The 21881-nt window shown below is 75.6% G+C and carries 19 protein-coding genes; 7 read left to right on the top strand and 12 right to left on the bottom strand.

Translation table 11 applies throughout. The features are described from left to right. Positions 1-3 precede the first annotated feature (3 nt). On the top strand, positions 4-2484 hold the full coding sequence (locus OG994_RS02125; protein WP_328852040.1) for a transglutaminase TgpA family protein: 2481 nt from the start codon (positions 4-6) through the stop codon (positions 2482-2484). Between the two features lie 187 nt (positions 2485-2671). Here OG994_RS02125 and OG994_RS02120 read toward each other — a convergent pair whose 3' ends face one another. From OG994_RS02120 to OG994_RS02085, 8 genes are all read right to left on the bottom strand, one after another. Beyond that, positions 2672-3067 (bottom strand): DUF3040 domain-containing protein, encoded by a 396-nt coding sequence (locus OG994_RS02120; protein WP_328852039.1) that lies wholly within the window; start codon positions 3065-3067, stop codon positions 2672-2674. A gap of 115 nt (positions 3068-3182) precedes the next feature. Continuing rightward, the gene (locus OG994_RS02115) at positions 3183-4442 is read right to left on the bottom strand and encodes a DNA polymerase IV (protein ID WP_328852038.1); all 1260 of its coding nucleotides are present in this window, start codon (positions 4440-4442) and stop codon (positions 3183-3185) included. A 35-nt stretch (positions 4443-4477) separates the two neighbouring features. Continuing rightward, the gene (locus tag OG994_RS02110; protein WP_328852037.1) at positions 4478-5692 is read right to left on the bottom strand and encodes an alkaline phosphatase family protein; all 1215 of its coding nucleotides are present in this window, start codon (positions 5690-5692) and stop codon (positions 4478-4480) included. Continuing rightward, the gene (locus tag OG994_RS02105; RefSeq protein WP_120327229.1) at positions 5689-6459 is read right to left on the bottom strand and encodes a methyltransferase domain-containing protein; all 771 of its coding nucleotides are present in this window, start codon (positions 6457-6459) and stop codon (positions 5689-5691) included. Before OG994_RS02105 ends, OG994_RS02110 begins: the two co-directional genes overlap by 4 nt. 60 nt (positions 6460-6519) lie before the next feature. After that, a complete protein-coding gene (locus OG994_RS02100; RefSeq protein ID WP_328852036.1) occupies positions 6520-7440 on the bottom strand; it encodes a carbohydrate ABC transporter permease in 921 nt (306 codons plus the stop codon). Further along, entirely contained in the window at positions 7437-7613 is a 177-nt protein-coding gene (locus tag OG994_RS02095) for a hypothetical protein (protein WP_158610072.1), read from the bottom strand. Before OG994_RS02095 ends, OG994_RS02100 begins: the two co-directional genes overlap by 4 nt. Continuing rightward, positions 7610-8578, bottom strand: a complete 969-nt coding sequence (locus OG994_RS02090) for a carbohydrate ABC transporter permease (protein WP_120327228.1) — start codon at positions 8576-8578, stop codon at positions 7610-7612. The genes OG994_RS02095 and OG994_RS02090 overlap by 4 nt, the downstream gene beginning before the upstream one ends. 7 nt (positions 8579-8585) lie before the next feature. Beyond that, a complete protein-coding gene (locus OG994_RS02085; protein WP_328852035.1) occupies positions 8586-9935 on the bottom strand; it encodes an extracellular solute-binding protein in 1350 nt (449 codons plus the stop codon). Positions 9936-10109: 174 nt separating this feature from the next. Between OG994_RS02085 and OG994_RS02080 the strand changes: the two genes are divergently transcribed. After that, on the top strand, positions 10110-10829 hold the full coding sequence (locus OG994_RS02080) for a sulfite exporter TauE/SafE family protein (protein WP_328852034.1): 720 nt from the start codon (positions 10110-10112) through the stop codon (positions 10827-10829). 151 nt (positions 10830-10980) lie between these two features. On the opposite strand, the gene OG994_RS02075 is transcribed toward OG994_RS02080, so the two are convergent. The 4 genes from OG994_RS02075 to OG994_RS02060 all read right to left on the bottom strand — a co-directional run bounded on the left by OG994_RS02075 (position 10981) and on the right by OG994_RS02060 (position 17517). Then, entirely contained in the window at positions 10981-14361 is a 3381-nt protein-coding gene (locus tag OG994_RS02075) for an error-prone DNA polymerase (RefSeq protein ID WP_328853642.1), read from the bottom strand. A 30-nt stretch (positions 14362-14391) separates the two neighbouring features. After that, on the bottom strand, positions 14392-15987 hold the full coding sequence (locus OG994_RS02070; RefSeq protein WP_328852033.1) for a DNA polymerase Y family protein: 1596 nt from the start codon (positions 15985-15987) through the stop codon (positions 14392-14394). Further along, positions 15984-16769, bottom strand: coding sequence for a hypothetical protein (locus OG994_RS02065; RefSeq protein ID WP_328852032.1), 786 nt, complete (start codon positions 16767-16769; stop codon positions 15984-15986). The genes OG994_RS02070 and OG994_RS02065 overlap by 4 nt, the downstream gene beginning before the upstream one ends. Positions 16770-17067: 298 nt before the next feature. Next, positions 17068-17517 carry an SAV_6107 family HEPN domain-containing protein gene (locus tag OG994_RS02060; protein WP_120327223.1) on the bottom strand — a complete coding sequence of 150 codons (450 nt, stop codon included), beginning with the start codon at positions 17515-17517 and terminating at the stop codon, positions 17068-17070. 486 nt (positions 17518-18003) lie between these two features. On the opposite strand from OG994_RS02060, the gene OG994_RS02055 reads away from it, so the two are divergent. The 5 genes from OG994_RS02055 (at position 18004) to OG994_RS02035 (ending at position 21877) form a co-directional block, all read left to right on the top strand. Continuing rightward, positions 18004-18492, top strand: a complete 489-nt coding sequence (locus tag OG994_RS02055; RefSeq protein WP_120327418.1) for a YbaK/EbsC family protein — start codon at positions 18004-18006, stop codon at positions 18490-18492. A gap of 76 nt (positions 18493-18568) precedes the next feature. Next, entirely contained in the window at positions 18569-19336 is a 768-nt protein-coding gene (locus OG994_RS02050; RefSeq protein WP_328852031.1) for a monooxygenase, read from the top strand. Next, positions 19333-19884 (top strand): GNAT family N-acetyltransferase, encoded by a 552-nt coding sequence (locus tag OG994_RS02045; protein WP_328852030.1) that lies wholly within the window; start codon positions 19333-19335, stop codon positions 19882-19884. The genes OG994_RS02050 and OG994_RS02045 overlap by 4 nt, the downstream gene beginning before the upstream one ends. Continuing rightward, a complete protein-coding gene (locus OG994_RS02040; RefSeq protein WP_120327221.1) occupies positions 19881-20753 on the top strand; it encodes a carotenoid biosynthesis protein in 873 nt (290 codons plus the stop codon). Before OG994_RS02045 ends, OG994_RS02040 begins: the two co-directional genes overlap by 4 nt. Beyond that, positions 20750-21877, top strand: a complete 1128-nt coding sequence (locus tag OG994_RS02035; RefSeq protein ID WP_328852029.1) for a glycosyltransferase — start codon at positions 20750-20752, stop codon at positions 21875-21877. The genes OG994_RS02040 and OG994_RS02035 overlap by 4 nt, the downstream gene beginning before the upstream one ends. The last annotated feature ends 4 nt before the right edge of the window (positions 21878-21881 follow it).

Below are 21881 nucleotides of genomic sequence, written 5' to 3'. Positions count from 1 at the left end.
GTCATGACCGGCCGTCGGCACCTCGGCCTGGTGGCCGCCGGGGCGACCCTGCTCGCGGCGGCGCCGCTGTCGGCCATCTTCGAACGCTGGACCTGGCTCATCGACGCGGCCATCGCGGTCGCCGTGGTGGCCGGGGCGGCCGCGCTGGCCCGCGCGCTGCGGGCACCGCTCTGGGCGCAGGTGCTCGGCATGCTGGCCGGGCTGGCGCTCGCGCTGACCTGGCTCTTCCCCTCCGGCAGCGAGCTGCTCGCCATCGTCCCGACGCCGACCACGTTCGCGCACTTCGGCGAGCTGCTGGGCGGCTCGGTGCAGGACATGCGCTCGTACGGCGTGGAGGTGCCCGACACCGACCCGCTGCTGTTCATCACGACGCTCGGTGTCGGGTCGGTGGCCGTGGTCGTCGACCTGCTCGCCGTGGGCCTGCGCCGGCCGGCGCTCGCCGGCCTGCCGATGCTCGCCATCTACTCGGTCCCGGTCGCCGTCTACGTCGACAGCGTCCCGCCCGTGCCGTTCGTGATCGGTGCGGCCGGCTACCTGTGGCTGCTGGTCGCCGACAACGTCGACCGGGTCCGCCGGTTCGGCCGCCGGTTCACCGGCGACGGGCGCGACGTCGACGTGTGGGAGGCGTCTCCGCTGGCCGCCGCCGGCCGGCGGCTGGCGGTCCTCGGCGTGGCCGTGGCCGTGCTGCTGCCGCTCGTACCCGTCCCGGGTATGAACGGCAGTCTCCTCGACAACCTGGGTGGCGGCGGGGGCGGCGGCAACGGCAACGGACGGGCCGGCCAGGGCGGCAACCCCGGGCGGATCGACCTGTTCGCCGCGCTCAGCGGCCGGCTCAACGAGTCCGAGGTGGTCGACCTCGTCAAGGTCACCACGAACGAGCCCAGCCCTTTCTACCTGCGCTTCGGCGTGGCCGACGAGCTGCGGTCCGACGGCTTCCGGGTGACCAACCCGAGCGGGAAGCCGGTCCGTGACCTGCCCGACCCCGCGGAGCGGGTGGGCCCCGGCATCGAGCAACGCCGGTACCAGGCCACCGTCGAGACCAGCCGGGACCTCGCGATGCCGCTGCTGCCGTTCTACAGCGAGCCGGCGAACGTCGAGGACCTGAACGCGAACTGGTACTACGACAACGACCGGCAGATCGTCTTCTCCAACCGCGAGAACTCGCGCGGCAAGCGGTACTCATTCGAGTACGTCCGCTCGACGTACACGCCGGCGGCGCTGCGGAACTCCCGGAAACTGCCGGCCGACCACCCGCTGAAGCGTCGCCAGCAGACCGCGACCCCGCCGGTGCCCGAGGTGACCGAGCTGGTGACGCGGCTCATCCGCGGCAAGACCACCGAGTACGACAAGGTCCGCGCCATCTACGACTACTTCTCGGCGGACAACGGGTTCAGCTACCGGCTGAGCACCGAGACCGGCACCAGCGGGCAGGACATCGTCGACTTCCTCACCAACAAGGTCGGCTTCTGCCAGCAGTACGCGGCCGCCATGGCGTGGCTGGTCCGGGCGGCCAACATCCCGGCCCGGGTGGCGTTCGGCTTCACCAACGGCAGCAACCGCAACGGCGACACGTACACGCTCACCAACCGCAACCTGCACGCCTGGACGGAGGTCTACTTCGACGAGATCGGCTGGGTGCCCTTCGACGCCACCCCGGCGTACGGCGTGGCCGGCTCCACCCGTTCGGCCTGGGCGCCGGACACGGACGCGCCGGACCCGATCACCGAGAGCCCCGGCGGGGTGGACCCGCCGGTCGACCCGGACGCGTCCCCCGGCGCGGTGGGCTCGGACAAGGCCGACGAGGACACCGACACCGGTCTCTCCATCGGCTCGGACACCCCCACCGAGCAGGCTCCGGTCTGGCCCTGGTGGGCCGCCGGCGCGCTGGCCCTCCTGCTGCTGCTCGCCGTGCCGGCGCTGCGCCGCGTCGCGTTGCGCCGCCGCCGGGGCGGCCGGGCACCCGCCTCCGCCGCGGCCACCGTCGAGGACGTCGGCGTCGGCCCGGCGGGCGGCACCCGGATGGTCGTGGTGGGCGGGGACGCCGACCGCGCCCGGGCGGACGCGCACGCCGCCTGGGACGAGCTGCTCGACACGCTCGTGGACTACCGGGTGCGGATCGACCGGACGGAGACCCCGCGGGCGACGGCCGACCGCCTCGTGCAGGACGCGCTGAGCAGCCACGCCGAGGCGGTCACCGCGATGCGGCTGCTCGGCCGGGCCGAGGAACGGGCCCGGTACGCACGGGACCCGCTCACGGGCGAGCCGCTCGCCCCGGCGCTGCGGGCGGTCCGCGGCGCGCTGGCCGCGGACGCCGACCGGCGGACCCGCCTGCTCGCCGCCGTGCTGCCGCCGTCGGTGCTGCTGCGGTGGCGGATCGCCATGGCGGACACCTCGGCCCGTCTCGTGGCGGTCGTCGGGCAGGCCCGCCACCGGCTACTGCGGTGGAACCCCCGCCGCGTGATCGCCGGCCGAACGGCGCACTGACGCCACGGCGCGCGTGTGTCACCGGGGTGGCCCGAGAAAGGTCGCCCCGGTGACTCGGCGCCGGCTGACGACGAACGTGGGAACAGCCACGGCCCGCCGCGAACGGCGGTGGCCCGGCCCGCGTCGGCGGGACGGGTCGGTGTCCGCCCGGGGACGGGCGGGGCGGCGGCTCAGCGGCGGGCCGGCGTCAGCGGTGCCCCTCCGGGCGCTGGCGCCACCGGTCCTCCATGCGGTCGATGAACGACAGCCGTCGACCGGAGCGACCACGACCGCGGCGGCGGCTCGTCGTGCCGCCGACCACGTGGAGGTCGGGTGACTGGGCCCGGCGGTGCGACTGGACCGCCAAGGCGGCCGACGCCAGCATGACGACGAAACCCGCCACCGCCAGCGGTGGGGTATTGATCACCGCGCCATAGACCAGCAGGGCCAGGCCAGCGATGATGACGCCGGCAGCGACGAGCAGACGACGCCGCGCGTGGAAACGCGGATCGCTGGCGCGCACGGCCGAGGCGAATTTGGGGTCCTCGGCAAGCGACCGCTCGATCTGCTCGAACAGCCGCTGCTCGTGCTCCGAGAGCGGCACGGCACTCCTCCCCGGTCACGTTGGTCGGCCCGTTCGGGCCGACAGACCGTGGCAGCCAACCGGCTGCTTACCCGCCAGTCTACGAGGGGGGTCGCGCGTCGGAAAGCGGGACGACCTATGGCCGGGGTGGATTTTCGATTCGGTGCGGATCACGGTTGCCGAGCAGACTGGCCGGACCTATGACGGACCGCCCGAATCGGGCAGCAGCGGCGTCCGCGGCGGCTTCCGCCTCCCGCCAGCCCCGTTCCGGGGCACCGAGGGCGAGCTGGCGCGGCGTGTCGCCCGCGGCGGCGAGCCCCTCGGCCCGTACGCCGACCAGCCGGACCGGCTCGGCCGGCGCCAGCGCCGCGTAGAGCGCCCAGACCGTGTCGAACATCTCCCGGGCCGTGTCGGTGGGCACCGGCAGGGTGCGTGAGCGGGTGACCGTGCGGAAGTCGGCCAGCCGCACCTTCAGCGAGATCGTCCGACCCACCTGGCCGGCCCGGCGCAGCCGGGTGCCGACCTTGTCGGCCAGCCCGAGCAGGGCGCGGCGGATCTCCTCCGGCTCGGTCACGTCGACGTCGAAGGTGACCTCCGCCCCGATCGACTTCTCCACCTGCTCCGGGCTCACCGCCCGCGGGTCGCGCCCCCACGCCAGGTCGTGCAGGTGCGCGGCGGCGGCCTCGCCGAGCGCCTTGCGCAGCATCGCGTACGGCGCCTCGGCCAGGTCGCCGATGGTGGCCAGGCCGAGCCGGCGCAGCGTCTGCGCGGTGCGCTCCCCCACCCCCCACAGCGCGTCGACCGGCAGCGGGTGGAGGAAGTCGAGCACCCGGGCCGCCGGCACCACCAGCAGCCCGTCGGGCTTGGCCCGGGTCGAGCCGAGCTTGGCCACGAACTTGCTGGGCGCCACCCCCACCGAGCAGGTCAGGCCCTGCTCCCGCGCCACCCGGGCCCGGATCTGGCGGGCGATCGCGGCCGGTGACCCGAAGAGCCGGCGAGCGCCGGACACGTCGAGGAACGCCTCGTCGAGGGAGAGCGGCTCGACCAGCGGGGTGACGTCCCGGAAGATCTGCATCACCGCGCGGGAGGCGTCGCTGTAGGCGGTGAAGTCGGGCGGGAGGTAGACCGCGTGCGGGCAGAGCGCCCGCGCGCGCATCGTCGGCATGGCGCTGCGTACGCCGTAGCGGCGCGCCTCGTAGCTGGCCGAACTGACCACTCCGCGCGGGCCGAGGCCGCCCACCACGACGGGACGGCCCCGCAGCTCGGGCCGGCGCCGCACCTCCACCGAGGCGAAGAAGGCGTCCATGTCGACGTGCAGGACGGGGCAGCCGGAGTCGTCGGCGTCCGGCCCGAAGCGCGGATCACCGCCCCGGGGCAACGACTGGCTGCGGCCCATGTGCGCAGGCTAACGCCCGGGTACGACGGGGCGCCTCAGCCCCGCACCACCAGCAGCGGGATGGTCATCTCGGCGGCCGTGTCCGATCCGTGGTACGCCACGAGCCGCGACGCGAACGGGTTCTCCGACCGGGTGGCCAGCACCGCGTACGTGCCGTTGCAGGTCACCACCACGTCGCCGATGCGCGCCAGGTGCTCCTCGGGGACCGGGCCGAACCAGCCGGACGCGACCGCCTCCTCCCGCGTACGGACGCGGGCCGCGTCGCCGAGCACCGCCGACCAGGCGGCCACCACGTCGTCGACCGCCCCCGGCGTGACGTGCAGGTAGCGCACCCGGGGCTCGCCGGCGACGACCTCGATCCCGGCTCGGAGCCGCGGATCGGTGTCGAGGTCGAACCGGTGCGCCGCGGGCACGTCGAGCTGGCCGTGGTCGGCCGTGACGAGCAGCGCGCCGTCCGGCGGCAGGCCGTCGACGAGCCGGGCGAGCAACGCGTCCACCTCCGCCGCCGCGACCCGCCACGGCGCCGAGTCGACCCCGGTGAGGTGGCCGTGTCGGTCCAGGTCGGGGTGGTAGCCGGAGACCAGGGTGGGGCCGGTTCCGGCGGTCAGCGCGGCCAGCATCGTGGTGGCGAGCGCGTCGACCCCGGCCGCGCCCCGGTAGTCCCCGCCCCGGTTGGCGGCCACGGTCAGGCCGCTGCCACCGAACTCGGGGCGGCTCACCACGGTCACGGCCACCCCGGCCGCGCGGGCCCGCTCCAGCTGGGTCGGCACCGGCTGCCAGCGCATCGGATCCGGGTCGGCGGCCCACTCGATGTGGGTGAGCACCCGCTCCGTGCCGGGGACCCGCACCGTGAAGCCGAGCACACCGTGGGCGCCGGGCGCCGCACCGGTGCCGAGCGTCACCAGGCTCGTCGGGGTGGTCGAGGGGAAGCCGGAGGTCAGCGGCCGGCCCGCGGTGGCGGCGAGCCCGGCGAGCGTCGGCGCGTACGGGGCGGCCGTGGGGATCTGGTGCCAGCCGAGGCCGTCGACGAGCAGGACGGCGATGCGGCGTACGCCGGCCAGCCGCCCGCTCAGCCCGAGGCGGTCGGTCGCCCCGGGCACCCCGAGCACGGCGAGCGCGCTGGGCAGCACGTCGGCGAGGCTGCCGTCGCCGTACCGGGGCGTGACCCGGGCGAACGGGTCCCGCTCGGGCGGGATGCCGGCGTCGGGAGTGGCCGAACCCCGGGGGCGCGGCGTGGCGGCGTCCGTCATGCCGGCCGGCGGGCGAACAGGTGCAGCTGGGCGGCGAGGTCCCGGTAGGGCGGCCGGCCGGCCAGCGTCCGCTCCAACTCGACGAGGAGTCCCGGCTGGCCGTCGGCGACCGGGGCGGGCAGCAGGTCGGCGAGGACGCGTACGCCGTGGATCTCCTCGACCTCCAGCCCGGCGGCGCGCAGCAGCGCGGCGGCGCCGTCGGCGTCGTAGCGCCGGCGCAGCGTGTCGCGGGGGCCGGCGCTGCCGGCCGGGTCCGCCGCCAGGGTGGCCGCCACCTCCAGGTGGCCGGTCATCGCGCGGGCGAGCACGGCGGCGGCACGGCCGGCCACCAGCACGCTCGCCGCGCCGCCCGGCCGCAGCGCGGTGGCGAGCGCGGCCACCACCGGCGTCGGGTCGTCGACCACCTCGAGCACGGCGTGGCAGAGCACCAGGTCGGCGCTGGCCGGTTCGACGAGGCCGGCGAGGGCGTCGCCGTCGCCCTGGAGGGCGACCACCCGGTCGGCGACGCCGGCCTCGGCGGCGCGGCGGGTCAGCGCGGCGAGGGCGTCCGGGCTGGCGTCGACCACGGTCACCCGGTGCCCGGCCCGGGCCAGCGGCACGGCGAAGCCGCCGGTGCCGCCGCCCACGTCGAGCACGGTGAGTTCGGCGTCACCCCGCCGGTCCAGCTCGGCACGCAGCACCGACCAGATCACGGCGGTACGGGGGGTCAGCGGCGGCCCGGCGAACGGGCCTCGGGGGGTCTCCTCCACCCGGTCGAGCCTAGTCACGCCGTGCGGTGCCGGCAGTGGGCCCTCCGCCGCCGGAACGGTCGGCGCGCGCCCGCCCGCTCAGCCCTTGCGGCCGCCGGTGGCGATGCCCTCGATGAAGTGCCGCTGGGCGAGGAAGAACAGGATGATCATGGGTACGGTGGAGATGACGCTGCCGGCCAGCACCACCTCCCACTGCTGCTCGCCGCCGTAGCCGAACCGGTCGAGCACCACCTTGAGCCCCCGCGGCAGCGTGTAGAGGTGCTCGTCGCGCAGGTAGATGAGCGGCTTGAGCAGGTCGGTCCAGCTCGCCTTGAACTCGAAGACGAACGCCACGAGCAGGGCCGGGCGGATCAGCGGGAAGGCGAGCTTCCAGAACAGCTGCGGGTAGCTGGCCCCGTCCATCCGGGCCGCCTCGAAGTACTCGCGGGGCAGCGACAGCAGGAACTGCCGCAGCAGGAAGATGTAGAACGCCGAGCCGAACAGGTTGCCCGCCCAGAGCGGCACCTGGGTGTCGGTCAGCCGCAGCTCCGACCAGATCAGGTACGTCGGGATCATGGTGACCGCGAACGGCAGCATCATGGTGGCGAGCACCAGCCCGAAGAGCAGGTTCCGCCCGGGGAACCGGAAGTACGCGAAGCCGAACGCCACCCAGGCGCTGGAGAGGGTGACGGCCGCCGCGGCGGCCACCCCGACGACCAGGCTGTTGAGCAGCCACGTGACCAGGGGCACCGCCCGCCACGCCTCGGCGTAGTTCTCCGGCGCGAAGGGGACCGGCAGGAAGCCGGGGGCGAAGACGTACTCGCGGGGGCGCAGCGAGGCGCTGATCAGCCACACGAACGGCAGCATGAAGATCACCGCCGCGCCGACCAGTGCGGCCACGAAGAGCACCCGCTGCCACAGCGGCCGGCGCGCCTCCCGCTCCGCCGGCCGGCGGAGCGCCGCGCCGGCCGGCTCGACGCCGGCCGGTGCGACGACGCTCCGCTCGACCGCGGCGGTCACGACTCGGCCCCCGCCGCCGGGTCGCGCTCCACCCGGGAGCGCCGGGCGTTGGCGACCGGGCCGTCGGTCACCTCGTACTCGCGGGGCTCGGTGTGGTGCTCCGGCGCCCAGCCGGCCCCGAGCCGGATCCGCCGCGCGTTGGCCACGCCGTTGTGACCGTTCATCCCCGTCACTGGTCTTCTCCTTCGTAGTACACGAACCGTTTGCTGAGCTTCACCTGCACCAGCGTTATTCCCATGATGATCAGGAAGAGCAGCCAGGCCATCGCCGAGGCGTAGCCCATGTGCAGGAACTGGAACGCCTCCTGGAACAGGTGGATGACGTAGAAGGTCGCGGCGTCGCTGTTGAAGCTGGTCTGGGTCTGCCGGTTGCCGAAGTACATGGTGTAGACCTCGGTGAACATCTGCAGCGACGCGATCGTGTTGACGACCAGCGTGAAGAACAGCGCTCCCGAGATCATCGGCAACGTCACGTGCCGGAACCTGGCCCAGGCGCCCGCGCCGTCGATGCTCGCCGCCTCGTACAGGTCGCGAGGCACGTTCTGGAGTGCCGCCAGGTAGATGATCACCGTGGAGCCGAGGCTCCAGAGGCTCATCAGCACGATGCCGGGCATCACCCAGTCCGGGTCGGTGGTCCAGCTCGGGCCGTCGATCCCGACCAGCGCGAGGCCCCGGTTGATGAGGCCGTCCTGGGTGTTGAGCAGGAGCAGGAAGAGGATGCCGACGGCCACCGCCGGGGTCATGACCGGTAGGTAGAAGACGGTCCGGAAGAACCCCTGCAACCGGCCCACCCGCTTGAGCAGCAGCGCCAGGCCGAGCGAGATCAGCATCACCAGCGGTACGTGCAGCGCCGTGTAGTACACCGTGTTGCCGAGGCTGCGGGCGACCTGCGGGTCGGCCATCAGCTCCCGGTAGTTGTCCAGCCCGGTGTACTCCGGCGGGTTGATCACGTCGTACTCGGTGAGGCTCAGCCACGCGCTCGCGATCATCGGGCCGGCCTGGAACGCCAGGAACCCGACGATCCACGGCGCCAGGAACAGCCAGGCCCAGCGGGCCTCGCGCCGGGCCAGCGGCGTACGACGCCGCCGGCCCGGGACGGCGGCGCCCGGCGCGGGAGGGCTGACGGTGGTGGTGGCCATCAGCGGCCTACTTCGCGGCCTTGTCCAGCGCGGCGGTCGCCTCCCGCTGGGCGCGCGCCAGGGCCGGCGCCGGCTGCTCCTGGCCGGCGAGCACCCGGTTCACGGCGTCGTACCAGGCCTTGTCGAACTCCGCGCCGGCCGGCGACGCCGGCATGGCGAACGCCACGTCCTGCGCGGCGCGGATGGTCGCCACGGCGTCGTCGAACCGCTTGTTGCCGGTCGGCTGGTACAGCTCGTCGAAGATCTTCTTGTCGGCGTTCAGGTTGCCCGTCCACACCCCCGTGAAGGGCTGGCCGGCGGCCTTGCGGGCGTCGGCGCGCGCCTTCGCGGCCGCGAACCAGGTGTCGGTGGCCGTCATCTGCTTCACGAAGGCGCAGGCGGCGTCCGGGTTCTTGGCGCCCTTGGTGATGACCCAGGCCTGCCCGGAGGACATGGTCAGCGGCTTGCCCTGCCGGTCGACGAACGGCTTGACCACCAGCTCCGCCTTCGGGCTGTTCTTGGCCGCCTGGTTGAGGAACCACTCCTCCATGGGCCAGGCGACGATCTGGTTCTTCACCAGAGGGTTCTGCGCGCCGAAGAAGTCGAAGGTGTCGCGGAACGACTTGAACCGGCCGAACCCGCCCTGGTCCTGGATCAGCCTGAGGCCGGTGGTCAGCGCCTCGACGACCCGCGGGTCGTCGAGCTTCGCCGTCCGCCCGTCCGGACTGATCATGTCCACGCCGTTGGCCTTGGCCCACATCGGAAGGAACTCGGGGATCTTCGGGTCGATTCCGATCCGGGTGAGCTTCCCGCCGGAGACCTTGGCGAGCTTCGCGTTGAGCGCCGGCAGCCCGGCCCAGTCGGCGAGGTCGACGTCGTCGGCGGTCATCCCGGCCTGCTTCAGCAGCGCCTCGTTGAGGTAGAGCACGCGCACCTGGGAGAACTCGGGGATCCCGTAGACCGTGCCGTCCAGGGTGACCTGGTCCCGGGCGGCCTGCCGGTACTGCCCCATGTCGATGCCCTGCTCGTCGACGCAGTCGGTGAGCGGCTGGATGGAACCCCGCGTGGCGTACGTGCCGATGAGCTTGCGGTCCATGTAGACCAGGTCCGGCGGGTTGCCGGCGGCCACCGCGGACAGGAACTGCTGCTCGTCGAAGGCGCCCTCGGTGATCTTCAGCTCCACGTCGGGGTGGTCCCGCTTGAAGGCGTCCACCCGGGTCGTGGCGATCTCGTCGGAGAGGCCGAAGCCCATCGTGGTGAGCGTCCCCCTGGTGGCGGTGCCACCGGCTTCGTCGTCGCCGCCGCCGACTCCCCCGCAGCCGCTGACGGCCAGGGCGAGCACCCCGGCGAGCGCGGTCGCCCGCAGTTTCCGTGACATGGCATCCTCCCGAGATCGCGCGTGCCACCCTGCCCGCGCGGACCAGCACTTCTCCGGTTCCCCGGAATTTCAAACCCCGCCCCCGGGAGACCGGGCCGGAGAGGCGGTGTGGCGGGGCTCTCATCGGACACGGGAGGCTGCCGCACCCGCCGGCGGCGTCGTCAGGCTCGACGGGTGACCCTGCTGCTCGCCGCGTTCGGCATCGTGCTGCTCGGCGCCGTCGCCCAGGCGGTCAGCGGCTTCGGCTTCGCGCTGGTGACCGTCCCGTTGCTGGCCGCGCTCATCGACCCGCGGGGCGCCGTGGTGGTCTCCGCGCTGACCGGCTTCGGACTCACCGTGGTCGCCGCCGTCCGGGAACGCGCGTACGCCCGCTGGCCGGTGGCGGCGGCGCTGGCCGGGACCGCGCTGCTCGGCCTGCCGATCGGTCTGCTGGTGCTCGCCCGGGCGCCGGAGCGGGCGCTCAACGCGACGATCGCCGTGGTGGTGCTCGGCTGCGTCGCCCTGGTCTGGTCCGGCGCGCGGATCCGCACCGGCCGCGTCGGGCTCGGCGCCGTCGGCGTGCTCGTCGGGGTGCTGACCGCCGCCACCGGCACGAACGGGCCGCCGCTGGTCGCCGCGTTCCACTCGCTCGGGTACGACCCGCGCACCTTCCGGGCCACCCACGCCGCGACGTTCGCCGGCACAGGCGTCATGGGGCTGGTCGGGTTCGCGGCGACCGGCCAGGTGCACGTCGACACGGTGCGGACCGCCCTGGTCGCGCTGCCGGCCGTACCCCTGGGCTGGTGGCTGGGCAACCGGCTGTTCCACCGCGTCGACCCGGCCGTGTTCCGGCGGATCGTGCTGGTCGGGCTGCTCGGCAGCGCCGGCACGGCGCTCGCCGGCCTGGCGAGCTGAGCCGGCCGGACCGGGGTGCGCCCGGCGGCGCGGGGGTCGCTCGGCCGCGCGGGCCGGGGCGGGGTAGCCCGGCGGCGCGGGGTGCGGCCGGGGCGGGTAGCCGGCGGCGCGCGGGATGCGCCCGCGATGCGCCCGGGCGGCGCGGACCGGGTCAGCGGAAGTCGCGGGAGGCCGGGCTGACCGGCGGCTCGATCGCGTCGAGCCGGTCGGCCACCAGGGTGACCACCCCCTCGTGCCGTTGCAGCCGGCCCCGGACCACCAGCCCGGCGCTCGTGCGGGCCACCTGCTGGTAGCGCTGCCACAGCCCCGGTGAGCAGGTCACGTTGAGCATGCCGGTCTCGTCCTCCAGGTTGAGGAACGTGACCCCGCCGGCGGTCGCCGGCCGCTGCCGGTGGGTGACGATGCCGCCGACCCGGATCCGCTGGCCGGGCTCCACCCGGCCGAGCCGGGCGATCGGCACGGCGCCCAGTTCGTCGAGGCGGGGCCGGATGAACCGGGCCGGATGGCTCTCCGGCGACAGCCCGGTGGCCCAGACGTCGGCCACCAGCCGGTCGACCGCCTCCATGCCGGGCAGGGTCGGGGCGCTCGCGCCGGTCACCGTGCCGGGCAGCCGGCCCGGCCGGTCCTGCGCCGCCGCGCCGGCGGCCCAGAGGGCCTGCCGCCGGGTCAGCCCGAAGCAGGCGAACGCGTCCGCGGTGGCCAACGCCTCCAGCTGCGCGGCCGTGAGGCCGACCCGCCGGGCCAGGTCCGGCATGTCCCGGTACGGCCCGTTGGCCGTCCGCTCGGCCTCGATGCGCTCGGCCACCTCGTCGCCGAGGGTACGCACGCTGGACAGCCCGAGCCGGACGGCCGGGCCGCCCAGCCCCCAGGCGTGCGGCGGCTCCCCCGGCACGCTGCCCCAGCGGGTGTCCGGGGTGGACTCCAGCACCGCCAGGGCGCCGCTGGCGTTGACGTCCGGCCGGCGTACCTCCACCCCGTGCCGGCGGGCGTCGTCGACCAGGGTCTGCGGCGAGTAGAAGCCCATCGGCTGGGCGTTGAGCAGCGCGGCGAGGAACGGCCCCGGGTGGTAGCGCTTGAGCCACGAGCTGGCGTAGACCAGGTAGGCGAAGCTCATGGCGTGGCTCTCGGGGAAGCCGTAGCTGGCGAACGCGGTGAGCTTGCGGTAGACGTCGTCGGCCAGCTCGCCGGTGATGCCCCGCTCGGCCATGCCGGCGTAGAGCCGGTCGGCGATGCGGGCCATCCGCTCGACCGAGCGCTTGGCGCCCATCGCCCGGCGCAGCTGGTCGGCCTCGGCCGCGTCGAAGCCGGCCAGGTCGATGGCGAGCTGCATGAGCTGCTCCTGGAACAGCGGCACGCCGAGGGTCTTCTCCAGCGCGTTGCGCATCAGCGGGTGCGGGTAGGTCACCGGTTCCTGGCCGTTGCGGCGCCGGATGTACGGATGCACCGAGCCGCCCTGGATCGGGCCGGGCCGGATCAGCGCCACCTCGACCACCAGGTCGTAGAACTCGCGGGGCTTGAGCCGGGGCAGGGTGGCCATCTGCGCCCGGCTCTCCACCTGGAACACCCCGACCGAGTCGGCCCGGCAGAGCATGTCGTAGACCTCCGGGTCGTCCAGCGTCATGTCGCCGAGGTCCAGGCTCATCCCGATCATGTCGTAGCCGTAGTGCAGCGCGGAGAGCATGCCGAGGCCGAGCAGGTCGAACTTGACCAGGCCGACGGCGGCGCAGTCGTCCTTGTCCCACTGGAGCACGCTGCGGCCGGGCATCCGGCCCCACTCCACCGGGCAGACCTCGATCACCGGCCGGTCGCAGATCACCATCCCGCCGGAGTGGATGCCCAGGTGCCGGGGGAACGTCTGCAGCTCGTTGGCGTACTCGACGACCTGCTCGGGGATGTCCTCGACGTCGACCGTCGCGACCGCGCCCCACCGGTCGATCTGCTTGCTCCAGGCGTCCTGCTGCCCGGGCGAGTAGCCGAACGCCTTGGCCACGTCCCGCACCGCCGAGCGCGGCCGGTACGAGATGACGTTGGCCACCTGCGCGGTGTGTTCCCGGCCGTAGCGGGCGTAGACGTGCTGGATCACCTCCTCCCGGCGGTCGGACTCGATGTCCACGTCGATGTCGGGCGGGCCGTCCCGCTCCGGCGCGAGGAACCGCTCGAAGAGCAGCCGGTGCCGCACCGCGTCGACGTTCGTGATGCGCAGCGCGTAGCAGACCGCCGAGTTCGCCGCCGAACCCCGGCCCTGGCAGTAGATGTCCTGCTCACGGCAGAACGTGACGATGTCGTAGACCACCAGGAAGTAGCCCGGGAAGCCCAACGTCTCGATCATGTCGAGCTCGTGGTCGAGCTGCGCGTACGCCGTCGGGTGCGCCTCCGGGGGGCCGTAGCGTTCCCGCGCCCCGTCGTAGGTCAGCTTCCGCAGCCAGCTCATCTCGGTGTGCCCGGGCGGCACCGGGTACGCCGGCAGCTGCGGCGCGACGAGCTGGAGGTCGAAGGCGAGCTCGGCGCCGAACTCGGCGGCCCGGGCCACCGCGCCCGGGTACGCGGCGAACCGGGCGGCCATCTCCTCCCCGCTGCGCAGGTGGGCCGTGGCGGCGGCGGGCAGCCACCCGTCGATCTCGTCCAGGCTGCGCCGGGCCCGGACGGCCGCGACCGTGGTGGCGAGCCGGCGCCGCCCCGGCGTCGCGTAGTGCACGTTGTTGGTGGCCACCGTGGGCAGGCCGGCGGCGGCCGCCAGGTCGGCGAGCGCGTCGTTGCGGTCGGCGTCGACCGGGTGCCCGTGGTCGGTGAGCTCCACGGCGACCGTCTCCGCGCCGAACAGCGCGGTCAACCGGTCCAGCTCGCGGGCCGCCGCGTCGACCCCCTCGGTGAGCAGGGCCGCCGGCACGTGCCCCTTGCGGCAGCCGGTGAGCACCAGCACGTGGTCACGCAGTTGCTCGGCGACCTCCTCCAACTCGCCGTAGACCGGGCGGCCCTTCTCCCCGCCCCGCAGTTGGGCCCGGGAGATGGTCGAGGCGAGCCGGGCGTACCCCTCGTGGCCGTGGGCCAGCACCAGCAGGTGCCGCCCGAGCGGATCCGGCTCGCCGTTCTGCGGGCCGGGCAGCCCGAGGGACAGCTCGGCGCCGAAGATGGTGGGCAGGTGCAGCGCCCGGGCCGCCTCGGCGAAGCGCACCACGCCGTAGAAGCCGTCGTGGTCGGTGACGGCGAGCGCCGTGAGCCCCAGCCGGGCCGCCTCCTCGGCCAGCTCCTCGGGATGGCTGGCCCCGTCGAGGAAGCTGAAGTTGGTGTGCGCGTGCAGCTCCGCGTACGGGACCGCACCCTCGGTACGCGCCATCGCGGGCGGCTGGTACTGCTCCCGCTTGCGGCTCCAGGCGGGGCTGTCCCCGCCGTCGGCGTCCACCGCGAGCGGGTCGACCACGTGCAGGTGCCGCTCGTCGCGGGAGCGCCCCCGCCCGGACGCGCCGCCGGCGGGCCGGCCGGACAGCACCCGCTCCAGCTCCGACCAGGGCATCTTCGGGTTGTGGAAGCTCATCCGGCCGTCCACCACCCGGGTGCCGCCCACTCAGTCATAGATCGCCTCCACCAGCCACTGCCCGGCCTCCACGGCGAGCAGCAGGGCGCTGCCGTCGGCGAGGCCGACCTGGAACCGGGCACGACGGCGGGCCTCCGCCGGCGCCCACCAGCGTTCGTCGACCGGCCACGGGCCGGCCCACCCGGTGATCTCCATCGGTTGGGCGGCGCCGACCGTCAACCGGACGGGGGCGGCGCTCAGCCGCAACCGCGCGCTGACCACCACGGGTTCGCCGTCGGCGTCGTGCACGGTCGCGGCGAGCGGGGTGGGCAGCACCACGGCCGGCGCGGGTGGCGGCAGCCGGCCGGGCCACGGTGGCTCCCCCGGCCGCGCCGGCTCGCCGGGGCGTGGCGGCTCGCCGGGGCGGGCCGGCAGCCGCTCGTCCCCCCACGGCACCAGGCGCACCTCGTCGGCCGGCGAGCGCCCGCCGCCGAGCACCGCGGTGAGCACCGCCTCCGGGCCGAGGATGCCCTGCACCCGGCTCAACGCCCGGTGAGCCCGCTCCCGTTCCTCGCCGGTCTCCCCCCACAGGCCCGGTTGCAGGCCGGCCTGGGCGATCACCCCGTCGGGGATGAGCCGCAGCCGGATGATCCCCGCGGTGGGGCGGGACCGGCCCACCCCACCGCGCCCGCTGCTCCCGGTCAGCCAGCCGTCGAGCTGCCAGCGGACCCGGTCGGCGATGGCCGCCGCGGTGAGCAGGCCGTCGTGCCGCCACACCCGGTGCAGCTCCTGGCCGTGCGCGGTGACCGCCTCGATGCCGAGCCGGGTGCAGGCCAGCCCGTGCCCCGCGAGCCGGTCGTGCAGCTGCTCGGCCAGCGCCCGGGCGGCGAACGCCGCCGCGTCGACCCGGTCGACCGGCTCGTCGTACTCGGCGGTCACCGTCAGGTCGGCCGGAGGCTGGCGGACGGCGAGCGGGCGGTGGTCCCGCCCGGCGGCCAGCCGGTGGGCCAGCGCGCCGTCGAACCCGAACCGGGCCAGCACGTCGCCGGCGGGCAGCGCCGCGAAGTCACCGAGGGTGCGTACGCCGAGCCGGCGCAGCAGGTCGGCCAGGGCCGGGCGGCCCAGCGCCTCGACCGGCAGCCCGGCGAGGAACGCCGGGGTCCCGCCCGGCGGGACGATCCGGCCGGCGCGGGCGGCCAGCCCGGCGGCGAAGACCCCGTCGGCGATGCCGACCTGGCTCTCCACCGCGCAGGTCTGGGCGACGTGTTCGATGATCCGCTCGGCGGCCGCCTCCTCCCCGCCGAGGTAGCGGCTCGGACCCCGGGCGGCCAGCGCGCAGGCGCCGGGGCGGACCACCTCCACGCCGGCGACCAGGTCCTCCACGGCGGCGACCACCGGCTCGAACGCCCGGGCGTCGCGCCCCGGGTCGTACTCGACGACGGTCAGCTGGGGGCAGCGCCCCTGCGCCTCCCGTTTGCGCAGGCCCCGCCGCACCCCCTCGGCGCGGGCCCGCTCGGAGCAGGCCACCACGCGGTTGGCGTGCAGGACGGCGACCGGGCCGGTGGCGGGCACCCCGTCGACGATCTCGGCGGCGATGACCGGCCAGTCCGGGCACCAGAGCAGCAGGGTGCGTACCGGCGCCGTCATGCCCGACCGACCAGGGTGAGCGCGCCACGGCGGGAGACCCCGGCGACGGTGCGGCCGGGCGAGGCCACCGGGTGGAGCCGACCCGCGGCGGGACGGCCGGCGCCCGGTGCCACGGTGCGGGGGATCACCCGGGTCAGCTCGTCGCCGGGCAACCAGACCTTGATCTCCTTGGGGCGGGCGGCCGCCCCGCGCCCCCGCGCCGAGACGGTGACCTCCCGGCGGCGCAGCCGGCCCCGGCCCGGCCCGAGGCCCTCCCACACCCCGCGGACCACCTGCAGCGTCACGTCCGCGCCCTCCCACCGGCCGTACGGGACGAGCACGCTGCCGCGCTGGCGGGCCCGGGCGGCGAGCCGGTTGGCCACCGAGGCGGAGACCGTGGCGGGCACCGCGGTGACCACCACGTCCACGCCGTCGATCAGCGCGGCGATGACGGTGGCCCACTCGGGCCCGGGGTGCGGCACCAGGGCGAGCCGGTCCAGGGCGATTCCCAGCTCGGCGGCGGCGCCCGCCCCGAACGTGGGCACCCCCACCACGGCGCACCACGAGCCGGCCCGGGACGCCTCGGCGAGCAGCGCCAGCACCAGCGAGGTGCCGCCGCTGCGCCGCGGCTGGCCGGTGGCGACGGCGATCGTGCTGCCACGACGCAGGCCCCGGTTGGGCAGCAGCCCGGTCAGCTCGGGGGCCACCGGTAGCACGCGGTGGCCGCCCGCCGGGTCCGGCGCGCTCGCCGGACGGACCAGACCGGCCAGTGCGGCGGAACCGACCACCATGCGGCCCGCCATCGGACCAACCCCCCGTCGTTGCTGCTGGATCAGGTGTTGCTGCCGGCTGCCGGCTGCCGGTCGCCGGCTGCCGGCTGCCGGCTGCCGGCTCGGGTCACGTCCGGGATGAGCGGCGGGTCGCCTCCCCTCCCTTCCGCGGCCTCGTGGTCGACGGCCGGTGCCCGGCCGCCCGGCTCCCCCCGCCGGACGGTCGGCCACCACGCCCGGCCGGACGCGCCAAGGCACCCGGCCTCCGGCCCGCACCGGGCGGGCGAATGCTCCCGGCCGGCACGGGCCGGCGGGCGCGGTGGTCGGTGGATCAGGCGGCGAGGCCGTCGAGGGACGGCTGGCGGGCCACGCCGAGCGCGGTCTCCACCACCGAGACGAACTCCCCGGCCGCGCGGAGCAGGTCGTCGGCCTCCCGGGCGCTGACCACCCGGGGTATGCCGGCCTCGGCGGCGGCCCGCTTGCCGGCCCCGGCCGCGAAGTAGCGGGCCCACTCGTCGAGCTCGGGAGCGACGGTCGAGAGCAGGACCCAGACGCTGGTGATCCGGTTGCGGCGGGTGGGCGCGGGTCGGGCGCGGGCGGCGAGCAGGGCCGCGGCCGCGCGCAGCGCGGCCAGGTGGGCGGCCGCGTAGCGGAGGCCGTCTGGACGGGTCTGGCCGGCCTCGGCCAGACCCTGCCGGGCCACCGCGAGAAGCTGGGCGGGGGTGCGGTGCGGCAGCACGTGCGCCGGCACCGTCGGTGGCTGAGCCGGGTTGGTCGGCATCGGACTGTCTCCTCCACTGGCCGAGGCGGCGGCCGGCGGGACGTGCCGCCGGCGGACTCCGGGTCGTGTGGTGCGGAGGAAGACGCACCGGTTGTGGGGCCGGCCGGGTGTGGACGCTTCCCCACACCACACCCGGCCGGCGCACCGGCGGGTTCGTCGCCCGCCGCCCGGGGGTCGTGGGCGGCGGGCGACGCTCCTGCCTGACGGGACCGGGCTCGCGACTGCCCGGAACCCAGGTGCGGCCCGCGGTGCCGCACCGCCCGGAGCAGTGCCGCGAAACACCGCTTCCGGGAAGGTTGGAACGAACGTTCGAGGCAATCGAACACTCGTTCTAACTACTGCTGACAGTACACCTTCCCTCCGACGAAAATGCAACGTGTGGCGCGCCGGCACCTGCCGACGCGGGCGGCCCGCGGCGGGACACGGTGGCCGGGACACGGCGTGGCCGGGCGGACCGGCGCGGAAGCCACCGGGAAGAATGACCCCATGCAGCCACACCCGAACGTTCAGGCGGTGCAGGACGCGTTGGCCGGCGCCGACGCCCGGGACGCCTCCGGGACCCCCAGCGCCGTCCGCCTGCTGCCCGACGCGGTGCACACCGCGGCCGCCGCGGCCGAGGCCCTCGGCGTCGAGGTCGGTCAGATCGCCAACTCGCTCGTCTTCGAGGCCGACGGCGAGCCGCTGCTCGTGCTCACCTCCGGCGCGCACCGGGTGGACACCGCCGGCCTGGCCGCGTCGATCGGGGTCACCCGACTGCGCCGGGCCACCCCGGAGTTCGTCAAGCAGCACACCGGTCAGGTGATCGGCGGCGTCGCCCCGGTGGGCCACCCCAAGCCGCTGCGCACCCTCGTGGACACGGCGCTCGCCGCGTACCCGGAGATCTGGGCGGCCGGCGGCGTGCCCCGGGCGGTCTTCCCGACCACGTACACCGAGTTGCTCCGGGTCACCGGCGGCACCCCGACCGAGGTGGCGTGAGCGAGCGCAGCGAGCGAACCGTCGGGCACAGCGCGCACGAGCCTCACGACGGCGCCGACCGGAGGGAGGCGACGGCGTGAGCGAGCGCAGCGAGCGAACCGTCGGGCACAGCACGCACGTTCCCGACCTGGTCACGCTGCACGTGTGGCGCACCGCCCCTGCCGCGCTGCCGCGGGCGTTGACCCGGATGGCGCGCGATCCGCGCCGGCTGCGCGCCACCCCGGGCGTACGGTTCGGCAAGCTGCTCGGCACCGGGTCGGGCACCGACTTCGGGCCGGGCAGCGTCGACCCGACGCGGTGGGCGGCGCTGGCCGTCTGGGACTCCCCCGCCGCGGCGGCCGGCTTCGACCGCAGCCCGGTCGGCCGGGCCTGGGCCCGGATCGCCCGCGCCGCCGTCCGGGTCGACCTGCGCCCGCTGACCAGCCGGGGCGAGTGGTCCCGCCGCCGCCCGTTCGGCGAGCCGTCCGGCGGCGACGTCGACGGTCCGGTGCTCGCGCTGACCCGCGCCCGGCTGCGGGCGCGGCGGGCGGTCACCTTCTGGCGGGCGGTGCCGCCGGTGGCCGCCGCCCTGCGCACCGCGCCCGGGCTGCTGGCCCGGTTCGGCATCGGTGAGGCCCCGCTGGGCTGGCAGGGCACGGTCAGCGTGTGGCGCCGCCCGGCGGACCTGGTGGCGTTCGCGTACCGTCACCCGGAGCACCGTGCGGCGATCACGCGCACCCCCACCGAGGGGTGGTACGCGGAGGAGCTGTTCGCGCGGTTCGAGGTACGCGACGTGATCGGTGACCGCACGGTCCTGGGCTGGGCCGCGACCGACGACGTGGACACGAGAGGTGGGTGGGCATGAGGTTGGTGCGGTGGACCCCGGACGATCTCGTCCGACGGCTGGACGACGTGGTGGCCGTCTACGGCGAGGCGATGGGCTACCGCACCGACCTGCTGGAGGCCCGGCGCGGCTACATCGCCACCCACGTACGCCGGCCCGGCTTCCGTGCCGTGGCCAGCCTGACCACCGAGGGGCACCTCGCCGGGTTCGGCTACGGCTACCTCGGCGCGCCCGGGCAGTGGTGGCACGACCAGGTGCTGCGGGCACTGGACCCGGCGGCCCGGCAGCGCTGGCTCACCGACTGCTTCGAGGTGGTCGAGCTGCACGTCCGGCCGGCCGCGCAGGGGCACGGCCTGGGCGCCGGGCAGCTGCGCGCGCTGCTCACCATGGCGGAGGGGGCCACGACCCTGCTGTCCACCCCGGAGGCCGACGAGCGGACGTCCCGCGCGTGGCGGCTCTACCGCCGGTTCGGCTTCGTGGACATCCTGCGTGACTTCCACTTCCCCGGCGACGAGCGGCCGTTCGGTGTGCTGGGCCGGGACCTGCCGCTCGAGCCACCCGCGACATGATCCGGCGGCGGCTGCCCTGGGCGCTGCTGGCCGTCCTGGTGCTCGCCCAGATCTGCTACCCGCTGACCGCCGGGACGGCGCGGGCCCGGCTGACCGTGGCCACCGTCGTCCTCGGCTACCTGCTCTCGGTCGGCCACGCCCTGCTCAGCCGGGGACCGCGGACGGCGGCGGCGCTGGTCGCGGTGGCCACCGGCGGCGGGTTCGCCGTCGAGGCCGTCGGGGTGGCCACCGGGGTGCCGTTCGGCAGCTACGACTACTCCGGCGAGCTGGGGCCGCGGCTGGCCGGCGTACCGCTGGTCATCCCGCTGGCCTGGACCTGGATGGCCTGGCCGGCGTGGCTGGCGGCGGTGCGGCTGACCACGCCGCGCGGCGCGCCCACCGACCGCGCGACGGCCGCCGCCGGTCCGCCGGACCGGGGCACCGGCCGGCTCGCGGTCCGCCGGGTCGCGCTGGCCACGGTGGGGCTGGCCACCTGGGACCTGTTCCTCGACCCGCAGATGGTGGCCGAGGGCTACTGGCGCTGGCGCGACGCCACGCCGGCCCTGCCCGGCCTGCCCGGCGTGCCGGTCAGCAACTACCTGGGGTGGCTGCTCTTCGCGGTGCTGCTGATGGTCGCGCTGCGTCCGCTGGCCGGGCCGGCGGCGGCCACCGCCGGCGCCGACGCGCCGATGGTCGCGCTCTACCTGTGGACGTACGCCTCCAGCGTGCTGGCCCACGCGGTCTTCCTGGACCTGCCCGCCTCGGCGCTCTGGGGCGCGGCCGGCATGGGGCTGACGGCCGTGCCGCTGGCGGTGACGCTGCTGCGCGCCCCGCGACGCCCCGACGGCCGGCCGCGGCCGCGTTCCCGCGAGATCGACGCGGTCGCATGACCGCCCTGGCCGTGCTCGCCGTCGCCGTGGCCGTGCTGACCGGCCACACCCTCGTCAACGCGACCCGCTGGCTGCGCCGCCCGGCCGTACCGCGCGCCGACGTCACCGAGCCGGTGGCCGTGCTGCTCCCGCTGCGCGACGAGGCCACGCGGGTGGGCCCCTGCCTGCGGGCGCTGCTCGGCCAGCGGGGCGTGCCGGGGCTGCGGATCGTGGTGCTCGACGACGGCTCCACCGACGGCACCGTCGAGGTGGTGCGCGAGATCGCCGGCGACGACCCCCGGGTCACCCTGCTCACCGGTGCGCCACCGCCGCCGGGCTGGCTGGGCAAGCCGTACGCCTGCTGGCAGCTGGCCACCCGCGCCGACCCGGCGGCCACGGCGCTGGTCTTCGTCGACGCCGACGTGGTGCTCGCCCCGGACGCCGTGGCCGCGGCGGTGGCCGAGCTGCGCGCGGCGGGCGTGACGCTGCTGTCGCCGTACCCCCGGATCGTGGCCGCGACGGTGGCCGACCGGCTGATCCAGCCGCTGCTGCAGTGGTTGTGGCTGACCTTCCTGCCCCTGCGGGCGATGGAGCGCTCCCGCCGGCCGTCGCTGGCCGCGGCCGGCGGACAGTTCCTCGTCGTGGACCGGGCCGGCTACCTGCGGGCGGGCGGGCACGCCTCGGTCGCCGACCGGATCCTGGAGGACATCGAGCTGGCCCGGGCGGTCAAGCGGGCCGGCGGCCGGATCTCACTCGTGGACGGCTCGCGGTTGGCGACCTGCCGGATGTACGCGGACTGGCCGCAGCTGCGCGACGGCTACACGAAGTCGCTCTGGGCCACCTTCGGGAACCCGGCCGCCGCGGCCGCCGTGCTGACCCTGCTGCTCCTGCTCTACGCGGCGCCGCCGCTGCTGGCGGTGGCCGCGCTCGCCGCCGGGGCGGTCCCCGCGGCGCTGGTGGCAGTGGTCGCGTACCTGCTCGGCGCGGCCGGACGGGTCGTCACCGCGCGCGCCACCGGCGGCCGATGGTGGCCCGACGCGCTGACACACCCCGTGTCGGTCGTGGTCCTCGGTTGGCTGACCCTGCGGTCGTACCATCTGCGGAAGCGGCGGCGGCTGTCCTGGCGGGGCCGCCCGGTCAGCTAGCTAG

The organism is Micromonospora globbae (assembly GCF_036184225.1).
GTDB lineage: Bacteria > Actinomycetota > Actinomycetes > Mycobacteriales > Micromonosporaceae > Micromonospora > Micromonospora globbae.
This window is presented reverse-complemented; position numbering and strand designations above follow the sequence as displayed.